This window comes from Glutamicibacter sp. AOP5-A2-18 (genome assembly GCF_052446055.1).
In the GTDB taxonomy this organism is placed as follows: domain Bacteria; phylum Actinomycetota; class Actinomycetes; order Actinomycetales; family Micrococcaceae; genus Glutamicibacter.
Genome location: NZ_JBQSVW010000001.1, coordinates 3118023 through 3132904, shown reverse-complemented (window position 1 = coordinate 3132904; position 14882 = coordinate 3118023). Strand labels below are relative to the sequence as shown.

Below are 14882 nucleotides of genomic sequence, written 5' to 3'. Positions count from 1 at the left end.
CTAACTACACTTCGCGATTCCAAACGTATGGCGTGGTGGTGGAAACTTTGAGCAGGCCCTGGCTTTCCAAAATGGGGCGCGAGTATTCGGTGGAGTCACTATGGACGTAGCGCAAGCCGTGGGACAAGGCGCTGCGTGCCCGAGCGTCGGTGAGCGCGCGGTAGATTCCGCGGCCGCGGTACTCGGGTAAAACGCCGCCACCCCATAGACTAGCAAATTCGGTACCCACCACCGGCTCCAAACGTCCTGCACCCACCATGTGCCCATCGATGATCGCAACCCACAGTTCCATGCCATCCTTTGTGGCTGAACGAGAGATCAACGCATCGGTGGTGGCTGGGTCATAGGGTTCGCCAAAAGCCTGATCGACCATGCGACACATTTGTTCAATCTCGGCCGGAGTGGTTACCTGCCGGACTTCCACACCTTCGGGCGTGGGCTGATCACTGATCAGAGTTTGCATTAAACCGATCATGATTGACTCGGTAGGTTCAGCAACAAAGCCCAGCTCTTCCAAGCGCTGAGCCAAACCCGGCGCATGGTCATGACCGCGAGTTTTGAATTCCACCGTCCGGATCTCAGGTTGTTGGGTGAAGTGTTCCAGCGCAGCAGGCACTAGTTCGGCCAAAGACTGCGGTGCCTGGTCGGTGATGTGCGGATAGGTAATGAACCCGCGCCCGTTGGCGAAGGTGACCAAGCGCAGTTCACCGAGCATGGTCACGGACAGCGCACTGGGTGTCTCTGCGTCGGTTCGTAGCTGCGCGTCGTAGAGGGCCAAAAATTCTTCACTTGGTGAGGGCATTTGCTCAGTCTACGACCACGGTGGAAGACTCGGAGCAGTGAAATAGCAATGTAGGAGCAGAGCATGGGTCGAAAGATCGTTCGCCGTCGAGTTATTCGTGCAACCCGTGAGGGCGGCTGGCGTACCCGCGAGGAGAAACTGGCGGGCGAAGAGCCGCTGGAAATTCGTTTTGGGCACACCTCCTACACCACCTCCATGCGCACCCCCGGAGACGACTTTGATATGGTCGCCGGTTTCTTGGTGGGTGAAGGCGTCATTCGCGAAGCAGAACAACTTGTTTCCATGCGCTACTGCGCGGGCACCGACGAGGAAGGTAATCAGACTTTCAACGTCATTGAGGTGCAGCTAGGTGCAGGAGCTACGCCGCCGGATCTAGGGGCGGCCCGCAATGTGGTGACCAGCTCTGCCTGCGGAATCTGCGGAACTAATTCCATTGATGAGGTGCGAAAAAAGGCCGGATTTAAGCTGGCTGATCGCAGCGGGATCATTGATGTCAACACCTTGCTGGACCTACCCGATACGCTACGTGAATCCCAGCAACTCTTCTCTTCCACCGGCGGAGTACATGCCGCCGGACTGTTTACTACTGCCGGGGAATTGCTAATTCTGCGTGAAGATGTGGGACGGCATAATGCGGTGGATAAGGTGATTGGCGCGGCCCTGCGCCAAGGGATGTTGCCACTAAATGACGCGGTACTGCAGGTTTCCGGGCGGGCGTCCTTTGAGCTGGTTCAGAAGGCTGCGATGGCAGGAATCGGGCTACTCACCGCAGTTAGTGCTCCCTCGTCCTTGGCAGTAGATCTAGCTGAGGAAACAGGTCTGACGCTGGCAGCATTTTCGCGCAATACCAGCGTGAACATTTATACACATGCGCATCGAGTGATCGAGGCGTAGCCTAGTAATATGTGAGCTGGATATCAGGACCAGGTTACACAACCAGAGGAGAGCCTCATGCATCGTTCGGCACCTAAAAAAGACATCAACGAAGATGATCTGAAAGTCAGCGAACCAGCCCACGCGGCGGCCGGTCTGAAGGCTGTCATGGTATCCATGGAGCGCGGATTCAGCCAGGCAGGCCCTAGCCGAACGCTGCATGCGATGTTGCGAGTTAACCAGCATGGCGGATTCGACTGCCCGGGTTGCGCCTGGCCTGAATCCATTACCGCACGTCGTAAGTCCGCAGAGTTCTGCGAAAACGGTGCCAAGGCGATCGCTGAAGAAGCCAGCTCCCGCACCGTCACCCCTGAGTGGTTCGCGCAGCACCCAATTTCGGTACTGCAGGACAAGACCGAATACTGGTTGGGTTCACAAGGCCGCATCACCCAGCCCATGATCATTCGTGAAGGTGAAAGCCACTACCAGCCAATCAGCTGGGGCGACGCTTTTGAAACCATCGCGCAGCATGTTCATGATTCCACCCCTGAACGCTGCGTTTTTTACACCTCCGGTCGTACCGCCAATGAGACCGCGTTTATGTACCAGTTGCTGGCTCGTAGCTTGGGCACCAATAACCTGCCAGACTGCTCGAACATGTGCCACGAATCCTCGGGCACCGCGTTGAACCCAACGATCGGTATCGGCAAGGGCACGGTCAGTCTTGAAGACTTTGAACACACCGAACTGATTTTTGTTGTTGGCCAAAACCCCGGCACCAACCACCCACGGATGCTCTCGGCGCTCGCCGATGCACGCAAGCGCGGAGCACGAGTTGTTGCGGTCAACCCACTGCCTGAGGCTGGATTCTTCGGATTCAAAGATCCGCAGACCGTAAAGGGCATGCTCGGTAGTCCAGACCCGGTAGCCAGCGACTTCCTGCAGATCAAGGTGGGCGGAGACTTGGCACTGTTCCAAGCCTTCGGACACCTGTTGCTTGAAGAAGAAGCCAAGAACCCCGGCACCGTGGCGGATCACCAGTTCATTGCCGAATCCACTGATGGTTTTGAGGCCTACCGTGAAGCGCGCGCAACCTTGGACTGGGATGCCACCGAAGAGGCCACCGGTCTCACCCGTGCGGAAATCACCGAAATCGCCGGACTGCTGATCAAGTCCAAAGCGACCATCATCTGCTGGGCGCTGGGATTGACCCAGCAGCCACACTCGGTGCCAACGCTGAAGGAAATCATCAACCTCTTGTTGCTCCAGGGCAACTTTGGCAAGCCCGGCGCTGGGGCCTGCCCGGTACGCGGTCACTCCAATGTTCAGGGAGACCGCACCATGGGCATTTGGGAGAAGCCCACCGAAAAGCTGTTGGCTTCCATTGATAAAGAATTTGGCATCACCTCACCACGCGCGCATGGTTACGATTCCACCGAAGCCCTGCACGCCTTTGAAAAAGACGAGGTTGATGTTTTTGTCTCCATGGGCGGAAACTTTGCCTTGGCCAACTCCGATACAGCCGCGCTAGAAGCGGGCATGCAACGGGCCAAGCTCACCGTGCATATTTCCACTAAACCAAACCGCTCAAATGTGGTGCACGGTAAGACCTCGCTGATCCTGCCCACCTTGGGACGCACCGATAAGGACAATAAGCACCCGGGCGGTGCACAGTTCCTTTCGGTGGAAGACTCGATGTCGGTTATCAAATCAACCCAAGGACGGCTCAGCCCAGTCTCTGATCATCTTCTGGCCGAACCAGTGATTGTGGCGCGTATGGCCCAAGCGATTCTGGGCGACGAGCACCCCATTGACTGGCGTGCCATGGCCGAGGACTATGACGTCATCCGCGACCACATTGAAAAGGTGCTGCCAGGATTTGAGGACTTCAACCGCCGGGTGCGCGAAAAAAATGGCTTTGTGTTGCCCAACCCGCCACGCGATACGCGTTCTTTCGCCACGGATATCGGCAAGGGTCGCTTCACCGTCTCACCTTTTGAAGCGTTGGAAGCTCCTGCCGGTCACCTGATTTTGCAGACCATGCGCAGTCACGACCAGTACAACACCACGTTCTACGGACTTGATGACCGTTACCGTGGCATCAAAGATGGTCGTCGTGTCATCTTGATCAACCCAGAAGATCTGGCAGAATCCGGTTTTGCCGACCGTGATCTGGTTGATGTGATCTCCACGTTTGCAGGCACCGAGCGAAGGGCCAACCGTTTCCGTTTGGTCTCGTACCCAACGGCTAAGGGCTGTGTGGCCGCCTACTATCCAGAAGCCAATGCGCTGGTACATCGTGATTTGGTGGCCCGCGAATCCAACACTCCAGGTTTTAAGGCAATGATGGTGCGTTTCGTCGAACATACCCAACAGCCGGGCGCAACATTGGACTCCTAAAGCCGTAGTTCCGCAGGCCTGCGGTGGTGATGGGCGAGAATTAAAAGCATCATCTACCGCAGCGAACTGAAGAGGAACAACCCCATGAGTGCTGCCAGTCGCCAACCTGCACTGAGTACAAGACCCGAAGATGAACGCCTGAGCCCCGGTCGCACGGTGGCTTACGGCTTCCAACACGTGTTGACCATGTACGGCGGCATCATTGCCCCGCCACTGGTGATGGGTGGAGCCGCGGGGATGGATACCGCCCAGATGGGTGTGTTGGTCGCGTGCTGCCTGTTTGTTGGTGGTCTGGCTACCATCTTGCAGACCCTAGGTATTCCGTTCTTCGGAGCGCAGCTGCCGCTGGTTCAGGGTACGTCGTTTTCCGGTGTGGCCACGATGATCGCCATCATGAACGGTGGAGGTGGCATGCCCGCGGTCTTTGGCGCGGTGCTTGCGGCCGGTGCCATCGGCATTGTGATTGCCCCGTTTTTCGCCAAGCTTTTGCGGTTCTTCCCGCCGGTGGTTACCGGCGTGGTGATCACCATTATCGGTGTCTCGCTATTCCCAGTGACTGCCGATTGGGCCATGGGCGGATCGAATGCAGGGGATAACTACGGGTCGATGAAAAACATTACGTTGGCCGTCATTACACTGGTCATCCTGCTGGCTCTATCTAAGTCCGGGGTTGCAGCACTCTCGCGTTTGTCGATTCTGCTCTCTATCGTCCTGGGTACGATTGTGGCCGTTTTTATGGGCATGGCTGACTTCTCTCAGGTACTTACCGGTGACATTTTTGCGGTACCAACGCCATTCGCTTTTGGCGCCCCAGTCTTTGAAATCAGTGCCATTATTTCCATGATGATCGTCATCTTGGTGACCTATACCGAAACCACGGCGGACATGCTCGCGGTGGCTGAGGTGACGGGATCCAAGATTGATGCCCGTCGTATCGCCAATGGCCTGCGCGCCGATATGCTTTCCTCGACCGTCGCGCCAGTGTTCAACACCTTCACCCAGTCGGCCTTCGCACAGAACGTCGGACTGGTAGCAATTACTGGTGTGAAGAGCCGCTTTGTGGTGGCAGCTGGCGGTGGCATCCTGGTGATTCTGGGCTTGCTGCCAGTGCTGGGACGCGTTATCGCTTCGGTGCCGCAACCGGTGCTCGGAGGCGCTGGCATTGTGCTCTTTGGCTCGGTGGCAGCTGCTGGTATCCGCACCTTGGCCAAGGTCAAAGACGACAACATGAACATGCTGATCGTCGCGACCTCGCTGGCCTTTGGCTGCATCCCTATGGTGAAGCCTGACTTCTATGCTGCCTTCCCGACGTGGGTCGGCACCATCTTCCAGTCCAGCATTTCTTCGGCCACCATCATGGCGGTACTGCTGAACATCATCTTCAACGAACTGTCCTGGGGCAAAAAAGAAACCTCGCTGCGTTCGGTCTACAAGTACCAGCTTGCCGGACTCGAAGACGGTGACCGTCTTATTGATGGCAAGCTCTATGATCACCAGGGTCTTGAAGTTCAGGTTATTACTGAACAGCCCGGCCAGGCCGGTGACCGGCCTATGCCGCAAGGCTAGAGCCACAGCTCTCAGATACAGCAATCGCCGCAACCTATGTTGCGGCGATTGCTGTATCTAGGTGAAACTACTTTGTCTTCTCATTACCAGTCATGGTGATGGGCTGAACTCCCGAATTAGGGAAGCAACCAATAGGACTCTGGTTGGATTCAGCAACGATGTCCAAGCACTTGGAGGTCAGCGTCTCAGGAGTCAAAGAGCGTTCCAAGATCTTGTTGGCCTCTGCCTCAGCGGTGCTGGTCTGCTTGCGCTGTTCAGCAACACGCGTCTTAGCGGCTTCAGACTGCAGCTCATTGATGCGGTTCTGCGTTGGCTCATCAAAGTTGATGATTGGCAGGGTTACCGAGCGGATCTCAATCTGCGTTTTAACCTTGGCCTGCATCTTTTCCTGAACGGACTTTGCAAGCCCCTCAAGATCCTGACCACCCTTGCTTGGTTCGGTGTATGCCAACGGATCATAGGTGGCCATCACTTCGTTCAAAGTGGCGCGGAAGTTTCGATCAACAAGGTTGGACTGGATACCTTCAAAGGTGCGGTAATCCAGGAACACATCCATCGCGTCATCGGTTTTCAGCTGCCACTGAATCGAGGCATCAACGTTGGCGCGACCATTGTTTCCCAAACGAACTGGAATGCCGCTATCTCCGGAGTAGACGTCGTTCTGGACTGAACCGTCCAGCTTCTCGACCTTTTCCCAAGGCCACTTCAGGTGGAAGCCGTTGCTTACCACCGAAGTTGGCTTGCCCAACGCGACCTTCACACCCACGGTTCGTGGCTGAACGATGGTGGCACACATAAAAGCGAGAATGATCAGCGAGACAAAGAATATGCCGAAGCCGGTGAATCGAGTGGACGTGCGGTTTTTGTTCTCGGGTTTCATTGACTTGCCAACAAGGATGACAATCAGACCGATGAAGGCGCAGATGAGCGTTAAAATTGCGGGGAACATGATCTCCTCAGTGTAGTGATAACAGTCAATATTCTATCGAATGGAAAATAAAGTAGTTGGTTGAAACACCGTCGTCAGTATCGTTTTTTGCTGATGCGCCATAGACTCAAAGCTATGAAATATAGTGAACTCTCACGCGCCAACCGCAAGGTATCTGTTATCGGCCTGGGAACATGGCAACTCGGAGCTGATTGGGGATCGGTCGATGAAGCCGATGCGCTGGCAGTATTAGAAGCCGCTTATGAAGCTGGCGTGACCTTCTTTGACACAGCGGATGTCTACGGCGACGGACGCAGCGAAGAGGCGATTGGTAAGTGGCTCAAAGCAAACCCAGAAGCTGGCATCACGGTGGCCACCAAAATGGGCCGCAGGGTTGAGCAGGTACCGGAAAACTACAACCTTGATGCCTTCCGAGCTTGGAATGACCGCTCGCGTAAAAACCTTGGAGTGGACACCCTGGATTTGGTGCAGTTGCACTGTCCGCCAACTTCGGTGTATTCCACCGATGCCGTCTATGACGCGCTGGACACGATGGTGGATGAAGGCCGCATGGCCAACTACGGCGTTTCGGTAGAAACCGTGGATGAAGCATTGGCTGCCATTGCTCGGCCGAACATCGCAACAGTGCAGATCATTATCAACGCCTTCCGACATAAGCCTTTAGAAGTTGTCCTGCCAGCAGCACGCGAAGCCGGCGTAGGAATCATCGCTCGGGTTCCTTTGGCCAGCGGGTTGCTCACCAATCGATACAACTTGAACACCGAATTTGCCCAAGACGATCATCGAAACTTCAACCGGGACGGTTCGGCCTTTGACGTAGGCGAGACGTTCTCCGGCGTCGACTTTGCCACCGGGGTTGAGGCTGCTGGTCAGTTTGCACAGTTAGCCAAAAAGGAATCCCCAGAATCTACCAGCGCGCAGGTTGCGTTGGCTTGGTTGGCGGCTCAAGAGGGAATCAGCACCATCATTCCCGGGGCACGTAATGAGCAGCAGGCACGCGCTAATGCCGCGGCCGGTTCACTAGAGATCTCAGGCCAGTTCAACACTGCGGTTCGTGATCTCTACGATGCCAAGCTGCGCGCACAAATCCACCCGCGCTGGTAACAGCTCGAAACTGTAAGCGCGGGTGGATTTGGGGGCACTTAGTGCTGGGTTACTTAGTGCTGGGGTGCTCCGATGGGGATGTGGGTGCCTAACGCCACCGGCTCGGCCGGACGCTTCTGGCCACGCTCTGGAACGTAGGCCAAGTCGGTATCCGGCTCTGCGGTGTTCACGAAGGAACGGAAGCGCTTGAGCTTGACTGGGTCAGCCAGGGTAGCGGCCCACTCATCCTCATAGTTGGCAACGTGGCGTTCCATGGCCGCTTCCATCTCTTCAGCCAGACCCAGGGAATCGTCGATCACTACCTGCTTCACACGATCCAGTCCGCCATCCAGATCCTGCAACCAGTGCGCGGTACGCTGCAGCTTGTCTGCGGTGCGGATGTAGTACATCAGGTAGCGGTCGATGTATTTGAGCAGGGTGGCGTCATCTAGGCCACCGGCCAGCAGCTGAGCGTGGGCCGGGTTGGCTCCACCATTACCGCCAACGTAGAGGTTCCAACCTTCGGCGGTGGCGATCACGCCAATGTCCTTGGCCCGAGCCTCGGCACATTCGCGGGCACAACCTGAGACGCCCATCTTGAACTTGTGTGGGGCACGCAGCCCGCGGTAGCGCAGTTCCATTTCGATGCCCATGGCCACCGAGTCGAGCATGCCGTAACGGCACCAGGAGGAACCGACGCAGGTTTTCACATTGCGTAGGGACTTGCCGTAGGCCTGACCGGACTCAAATCCGGCGTCCACCAGTTCACGCCAAATTTCAGGCAACTGGTCGAGTCGGGCACCAAACATGTCGATACGTAGGCCACCGGTGAGCTTGGTGTACAGACCATATTTCTGTGCCACCGCGGCAATCACTGCGAGCTTCTCTGGAGTGATTTCACCACCTGGAATACGTGGGACTACCGAGTAGGTGCCATCCTTTTGCATATTGGCCAGTGCGCGGTCGTTGGTATCCTGGGCGCCGGCTAGACCTGCATCCATGGGGTGTACCGAGGTCTGCGAGGAGAGGATGTTGGCGATGGCCGGCTTACAGATATCGCAACCTGGCCCGGTGCCGAAGCGTTCCATCACTTCAGTGAAGGTGGCCGCACCGGCAACGCGGATGGCTTCGAAGAGTTCTGGGCGGGAGAAGGAGATGTGTTCGCACAAAGCCGTGGAAACCTCGGCTCCGTCCTTCTTCATCTGGGATTCCATCAGCTTTTTGATCATCGGAACACACGAACCACACTGAGTTCCGGCACGGGTGCAAGCCTTCAGGCCAGCCACCGTGGTGACTGGATCCTTGCCCTCGCAGCTGCCGCAACCGGAGACTGCGTCGCGGATGTCTCCTACCAAAACGTTGTTGCAAGAACACATCACCGCGTCATCGGGCAGTTCACCTTCCGGTGCTTCTCCGCCAATTGCGCTCAGGTAAGCACCGGGTTCGGCAGCAAGTTCACGGCCAAGCATGGGACGCAAGGACTGGTACGGGGTCGCGTCTCCAACAAAGATGCCACCGAGCAAGGTCTTTGCGTCGGCTGAAACAACAAGTTTTTGGTAGAGGCCGCGCGGTGCGTCAGCGTAAACAACTTCCAGTGCACCGTCGGATTGGGCAAAAGCATCACCGAAGCTGGCGACGTCTACCCCGGAGAGCTTGAGCTTGGTGGCGGTATCAAAGCCAGGGAATTCTGCGTGTCCGCCGGATAGCTGTTCGGCAACAATTTCAGCCATGGAGTTGGCCGGAGCGACCAGACCGACGCACATTCCGTCGAAGTTGGCTACTTCACCGATGGCCCAGATGTTTGGGATTCCGGTGGAGCAGTTCGAGGCGATGACCACACCGCCACGTGGGCCCATGCCGAAGCGGCGAGCTTCGCTGCCGGCCTGGTCGAGGGTCTTGTTGTAGGTGCGGGCCAGCTCATCACGCGGGGAGACACCGATGGAAGCGATGACCATATCTGCGTCGATAACTTTATCGTTGGTGAGCAGGACGCCGGTGACCGCGCCGTCGTGGGTGATGATTTCCTTAGGGCGGAACCCGCCGTGCACGGTGAAGCCGGTTTCCTTGATCAATCGGCCCATCGCCTGACCGGCACCTTCATCGAGCTGGGAGCGCATCAACCAGTTACCACTATCAATAACTAGCGCTTCGGCACCTAAAGCCTGTGCGCCGGCGGCAGCTTCCAAGCCGAGCAGACCGCCACCGACGGTGGCTACTACTGGAGTGCGGCCAAGGGTAGTTTTGAGTTCCTCGATCTTTTCCGCGATAGACCAAACATCTTCTAGGGTGCGGTATACAAAACTGTGCTCGTTGCCTGGGATTTTCAGTGCGGTGGCGTCGGAGCCGGTGGCAAGTACAAGCTCGTCGTAGCCGAAGGTGCGACCGTCTTCGGTGGTGACGATGCGCTGGTCACTATCGATGGCTACCGCTTTAGCGCTGGTCTCCAAAGTGACGTGCTCTGCTTCCCACAAAGTGGTATCACCCAGGGTGAGATCAACAGTGCGGTCGGTTAGTGCCCTGGAGAGAGCAACTCGATCATAAGGTAGGTGGACTTCTTCGGTCAGCACCGTGATGTTTAGATTCTGTGGTGCGCGACTGGACAGCGACTCCGTGAAACGGTGTGCTGCCGGTCCGCCACCAATTACTAGGACGCGGCGTGCGATGTTCGTTGTACCCATGATCAAATTCGACTTTCGCTTGGAAACGAGGAGTTTCAGGCTGATAGCTCTACTGTAGAAAGTCGTTTTTGCAGTCCAATTTCTCTTGTGTTTCGGTCGATGTAACTTTCTTCCCCAACAGATTTTGGGGCAGTGAAACTCATGAAACATCGTGGACTCATTGCACTGATGATCGCCTTACTTGGGCAGGCCGCGACAGATCAAAAACGTGGAAATGACGGTAATTTTGCGGTCTCACTCTGCCAATTGTGAATGTTAGTCAGGGTTTACGACCTAGCAACCGCTCACGGCGTTGAGCGAAACATGAGACTTCTATGCTCGGTATATCAGCGAACGTCCACTAGTAGAGGAACAGGTTCATGAGCACGCAATTTGCCGAAGAAACCCTAGAGAAGTCAGTCAGCTTCGCGCCGGTATGCCGTAGCGAAGAACTTGAAGCAGGCTGGGGCGAAGCCCTCTTGCTTGATGGTGCTCAGCTGGCACTCTTCCGCACCGAATCCAATTCTTTTTACGCTGCTTCACACCACTGCCCGACCACCGGCGCCAAGGTGATGGCTCGCGGAATTCTGGGTGGCACCATGGTTGATGGTCAGTCTGTGGCAACGGTTGCTTGCCCGCTGCACAAAGAGGTTTACCGTTTGGATACCGGCTCATGCTTGAACGCGGATTCGCCGGCACTTCAAATGCATGAACTGGTTGAGGTCGCCGGCCAGCTGTGGCTGGAGAAGACCAAATAAACGTCGCACCCAGGAATCACAAACCACCAGCCAACAACGACATAGCAAAAAAGGAACGCAGGGACTTCGGTCCCTGCGTTTTAGTTGCGTAGAAAGTACTGATTCGGTGGTATTGATTCCAGGCACAGAGAATTCATGCAGGTCGTCAATGGATAGTGACGACGTGCGTGAGCTCATTTGTCTATGTTTTACGCGCCCAACCGCGAGCGGGTTTAGGCCAGCGCGGGAGCCTTCTTGAGTAGTTCCTCAATCTTGGATTTGCATCCACCGCAACCGGTGCCAGCACGGCAAGAGTCACCAACCTGCGCGACAGTGGTGCAACCTTCACCTACTGCATGGGCAACCTGCCCGTAGGTAGCTCCCGAACAACGGCACAACTGATCTTCATCGCTGGGAACTACGGAGCTCAAGTCCAAAGCGGCAGGATCATCCAGGCGCAGAAGCGTTGAGCGATCAACAGGCAATTGATTTCCGCGCTCATAAGCCAAGACCAGCTCGGCGCTAGTCTGTGGCAGTCCGATGGAAAGGAAACCAGTCACCACACCATCGCGAGTGACCACTTTGAGATAACGTCCGGCCGATGGGTCAGCAAATACGGTGGCCTGTAGTTCCGGTTTATCCCAGAAGCCAGCGCTGACATCTCCGGCGGCGGCCACCTCAATACCTTGACCTTTGAGCATCAACACATCAGAGGCAGAAAAATCTGGGGCCGGAACTTCGGTAGGTGTGGATAGGTGCTGGGCAAGCCAGCTGGCTTGGGCCCAGCCCGGAGCCAACAGGCCGACAGGGGCTTGGCCGTCCACTTCGGCGCAGTCACCCAAAGCGTAGATGCGCTGTTCGGTATCGGCGCAGAGGAATTGGTTGGTTTTGATTCCGCGTCCTACCGCCAGGCCACAACCTTCGGCCAGTTCGGTGCGTGCGCGAACACCGGTGGAAATCAGCAGTGCGCCGCCGAGGATCTCTCCATGGGTGGAGGTGGAAAGAGCGGTAAATCCATGTTCATCTTTGCTGATACCGGTGGCTTTAACTTCAGAGATCACTTCAACGCCGGCGTCTTTGAGACAGCGGGTGAGCAATGCTCCGCCGTCACTATCGACAACTCGGCCTAGGGGAGCGGCCCCGTGGTGAACCAGTACGGGCTTGCCTCCGCTGGCGGCAATGGCTAGGGCAGCTTCGATGCCGAGAATTCCGCCACCGAGGATCAAGATTCTCCCGCCGATGCTCAGTGAATGTTGCAGCTTTTGGGCATCATCCACGGTGCGTAAAGCGAAGACTCCGTCGGGCAACGCGGTATCGGCGTGCGGGTCAAAGTTCAACCCGTTCAGCGTCGGGATCATTGCCCTGGCCCCGGTAGCAAAGACCAGACGGTCATAGGACACCGGTTCGTGATCGCGGACCAGCACCTGGCGGCGTGCACGGTCAACACCGGTGGCCTGAGCGCCAAGCAAAACGTTCACTCCAGCGGCATCAAGACGTGCGGCATCCACCATGAGCAGGTGCTCAAGTTCTGCAGCCCCGATAGCTAGTTCGGCCAGAAGCACACGGTTATAGGCCAGGTGCTTTTCGGCGCTGATGACGGTCAGTTCGCAGTCGCCAGCGGTGACCGAGGGCAGCAGCCCTTCGATCAGTGAGGCTGCTACCGGGCCGAAGCCGATGATGACAATCTGTTCAGGACGCTTCATGATTCCCCTTTAATCGGGTTCAGAGACACATGGGCATGTTTAAACTCGGGCATCTTGCTGAATGGATCCACACTTGGATCGGTCAGTAGGTTGGCGGTGCCGGTATTCGGGAAGTGGAAGGGCAGGAACACCGTGTCCAGACGCATATCCGTGCTCAGCTTTGCACGGGCAATGCTGGTGCCACGCTGGTTGGAAACCTTGACCATTTGCCCGTCACTGATCTGGTGGGCCAGGGCAGTGCTCGGGTGGATTTCCAGGGCTGCCTCAGGTGCGGCGGTAGCCAGCTCATCAACTCGACGGGTCTGCGCCCCTGACTGGTAGTGCTCCAGCAGGCGACCGGTCACCAAGGAAATCTGCTTGTTTGGCAGCTGGTTAGGTGCGTAGACGGCGATGATCTGTGCCTTGCCATCACTGTGCGCAAAGCGGTCGAGGAACAACCTCGGGGTGCCGTTGCGCTCGCCGGTCATGGTACTGATTTCACTGCCTTCGGGGCAAGGCCAGTAGATGGCTGCACCCTGATCCACGTCCTCCCAGTTCACTCCGGAGTAGTCGGCAATGCCGCCGGCGCTGGCAAGCTTTAGCTCGTCGAAGACTTCAGAAGCGTTGGGGGAGAAAGTGCCTGGGGCGTTGAGGCGTTCTGCGAGTTGGGAGAAGATCCACAATTCGCTTTTGGCTTGACCGGGGGCTGGCATCGCGGCGCGGCGGCGAAGGATGCGTCCCTCTAGATTGGTCATCGTGCCTTCTTCTTCAGCCCACTGCAACACCGGCAGGACCAGGTCCGCTTCGGCGGCGGTTTCGGAGAAGAAGAAATCGCTGACTACCAAGAAGTCTAGGCGGCGCAGGGCGGCAAAAATCTGGTTGGCATCCGGTGCGGAAATGACCGGGTTGGCACCGTGAACCATGAGCATACGTGCCCCGGACTTGGTACCCAAAGTGTTCAGAAGTTCAACGGCTGGGATCCCTGGACCGGGAATGATCTCTGGGTCAACGCCCCAGACTTTGGCCACGTGGGCGCGGTGTTCCGGGTCAGAAATTTTGCGGTAGCCAGGAAGCTGGTCGCACTTTTGACCGTGTTCGCGTCCGCCCTGTCCGTTGCCCTGACCGGTGATGGTGCCGTAGCCACCAGCCAGTGTTCCCGGCAGGCCTAAGAGCAGCGCAAGATTGATGGCTGCGGTGACGGTATCGGTGCCGTTGGCATGCTGTTCAATGCCGCGTCCGGTAAGAATGTAAACCGGGTTGCCACCGTTTTTGGCACTTTTGGCCGCAGCGGCCAAGGCGCGAGCGGTGCGACGGATTTGATCGGCTGGAATACCGGTGACTTTGGCGGTGCGCTCTGGCCACCAGCTGGCTACCGAAGAACGCAGTGAGTCTAAGCCGACGGTGCGCTCTGCCAGGTATTGGGTATCGGCCAAGGACTCGGTGAGCACCACATGAGCCAGACCCAAAAGCAACGCCAGGTCACTTGATGGGGTGGGCTGCAGGTGCCAGCCGGCGCCTTCATCGGCCAGCTTTGCGGTGGCCGAACGGCGCGGATCCACCACAATCAGGCCACCGCGTGCCCGCACCGTTTCCAGGTGGCGGACAAAGGGTGGCATGGTGTCGGCTACGTTGGAGCCGAGCATCAAGATCATGGCCGCGTTATCAAGATCGGCCAAGGGGAAAGGAAGACCGCGGTCCAGGCCGAAAGCCTTGTTGGTTCCCGCAGCTGCCGAGGACATGCAGAACCGGCCGTTGTAGTCGATCCGTGAGGTGCCTAGGGCCAGCCGGGCAAACTTGCCCAACTGGTAGGCCTTTTCATTGGTTAGTGAGCCTGAACCAAACATTGCCACTGCGTCTGCGCCAGACTCGGCGCGGATTTCTAATGCCTTGTGGGCAATCAAATCCAGTGCGGTATCCCAATCCACCGGCGCAAAACTACCATCGGCTTGGCGTTGCATCGGGTCGGTGATGCGTTGCGGGTGCTCGAGTAATTTAGCGGCGCTGAATCCTTTGCGGCACAGTGCACCACCGTTGGTCTCGAAGTCCCGGCCACGCAACGAGGTTTGCGCGCCGGTGCCTTCGAGGGTGATGCCGCACTGCAGTGCGCAGTAGGGGCAGTGGGTGTCGGCCATT

General features: G+C 57.1%; 10 protein-coding genes. 5 read left to right on the top strand and 5 right to left on the bottom strand.

Annotated elements, in window-relative coordinates; all coding sequences use genetic code 11:
• Nucleotides 1-4 precede the first annotated feature (4 nt).
• Nucleotides 5-802, bottom strand: a complete 798-nt coding sequence (locus tag ACT3RW_RS15000) for a GNAT family N-acetyltransferase (protein ID WP_444614315.1) — start codon at nt 800-802, stop codon at nt 5-7.
• A gap of 63 nt (nt 803-865) precedes the next feature.
• Here ACT3RW_RS15000 and fdhD point away from each other — a divergent pair, with 63 nt between their 5' ends.
• The 3 genes from fdhD to ACT3RW_RS14985 all read left to right on the top strand — a co-directional run bounded on the left by fdhD (nt 866) and on the right by ACT3RW_RS14985 (nt 5641).
• Entirely contained in the window at nt 866-1696 is an 831-nt protein-coding gene (gene fdhD, locus ACT3RW_RS14995; RefSeq protein ID WP_444614314.1) for a formate dehydrogenase accessory sulfurtransferase FdhD, read from the top strand.
• Nucleotides 1697-1753: 57 nt separating this feature from the next.
• Nucleotides 1754-4075, top strand: a complete 2322-nt coding sequence (locus ACT3RW_RS14990; RefSeq protein ID WP_444614313.1) for an FdhF/YdeP family oxidoreductase — start codon at nt 1754-1756, stop codon at nt 4073-4075.
• A gap of 84 nt (nt 4076-4159) precedes the next feature.
• On the top strand, nt 4160-5641 hold the full coding sequence (locus tag ACT3RW_RS14985; RefSeq protein ID WP_444614312.1) for a nucleobase:cation symporter-2 family protein: 1482 nt from the start codon (nt 4160-4162) through the stop codon (nt 5639-5641).
• A 67-nt stretch (nt 5642-5708) separates the two neighbouring features.
• Here the strand turns inward: ACT3RW_RS14985 and ACT3RW_RS14980 are convergent, their stop codons facing one another.
• Entirely contained in the window at nt 5709-6590 is an 882-nt protein-coding gene (locus ACT3RW_RS14980) for an SPFH domain-containing protein (protein WP_444614311.1), read from the bottom strand.
• A 114-nt stretch (nt 6591-6704) separates the two neighbouring features.
• On the opposite strand from ACT3RW_RS14980, the gene ACT3RW_RS14975 reads away from it, so the two are divergent.
• Nucleotides 6705-7694, top strand: a complete 990-nt coding sequence (locus ACT3RW_RS14975; RefSeq protein WP_444614310.1) for an aldo/keto reductase — start codon at nt 6705-6707, stop codon at nt 7692-7694.
• A gap of 53 nt (nt 7695-7747) precedes the next feature.
• Here ACT3RW_RS14975 and nirB read toward each other — a convergent pair whose 3' ends face one another.
• Nucleotides 7748-10351 (bottom strand): nitrite reductase large subunit NirB, encoded by a 2604-nt coding sequence (nirB, locus tag ACT3RW_RS14970; protein WP_444614309.1) that lies wholly within the window; start codon nt 10349-10351, stop codon nt 7748-7750.
• 359 nt (nt 10352-10710) lie between these two features.
• On the opposite strand from nirB, the gene nirD reads away from it, so the two are divergent.
• Nucleotides 10711-11088 (top strand): nitrite reductase small subunit NirD, encoded by a 378-nt coding sequence (gene nirD / locus ACT3RW_RS14965; RefSeq protein WP_131089266.1) that lies wholly within the window; start codon nt 10711-10713, stop codon nt 11086-11088.
• A gap of 212 nt (nt 11089-11300) precedes the next feature.
• Here nirD and ACT3RW_RS14960 read toward each other — a convergent pair whose 3' ends face one another.
• Both ACT3RW_RS14960 and ACT3RW_RS14955 read right to left on the bottom strand, forming a co-directional pair.
• Entirely contained in the window at nt 11301-12770 is a 1470-nt protein-coding gene (locus ACT3RW_RS14960; RefSeq protein ID WP_444614308.1) for an FAD-dependent oxidoreductase, read from the bottom strand.
• Nucleotides 12767-14881, bottom strand: a complete 2115-nt coding sequence (locus ACT3RW_RS14955) for a molybdopterin oxidoreductase family protein (protein ID WP_444614307.1) — start codon at nt 14879-14881, stop codon at nt 12767-12769. Before ACT3RW_RS14955 ends, ACT3RW_RS14960 begins: the two co-directional genes overlap by 4 nt.
• Between the last annotated feature and the right edge of the window lies 1 nt (nt 14882).